Origin of the sequence: Bartonella taylorii 8TBB (genome assembly GCF_902825155.1) — a bacterium.
Classification (GTDB): domain Bacteria; phylum Pseudomonadota; class Alphaproteobacteria; order Rhizobiales; family Rhizobiaceae; genus Bartonella; species Bartonella taylorii_A.
Window position 1 is genome coordinate 1 of sequence record NZ_CADEAG010000219.1, and the last position, 387, is coordinate 387.

Annotated in this window: 1 protein-coding gene; it reads right to left on the minus strand. The window is 43.2% G+C overall.

Features of this window, described 5'->3' with window-relative positions:
• Nucleotides 1-387: CarD family transcriptional regulator (locus tag J7R13_RS09370; RefSeq protein WP_208438358.1), on the minus strand; the 387-nt coding region annotated here is incomplete at both ends.

The following is a 387-nucleotide window of genomic DNA, read 5'->3' on the forward strand; positions in this document are numbered from 1 at the left end:
GCATTTGTTTCATCTCTCTCAGCTTTAAATTCACGCTTTGGTTTGTTTGAGAGATGCATCTCTATAAGATTTACGGCTTCTGTTTCAGAAAGATTATTAATAACAGCTATTTCACGCGCCATCCGCTCAAGGGCAGCGGTATAAAGTTGACGCTCAGAATAAGATTGTTCAGGCTGCACGTTCGAGCGAAAAAGATCACGTACCACTTCAGCGATACAAAGAAGATCTCCCGAATTGATTTTTGCATCATATTCTTGTGCACGGCGTGACCACATGGTTCGTTTAACGCGTGCTTTTCCGTGTAAGATTTTTAAGGCGCGTTCAACGGAATCACCAGCGGATAGTTTGCGCATTCCAACGGAAATGGCTTTAGCAATTGGCACTTTG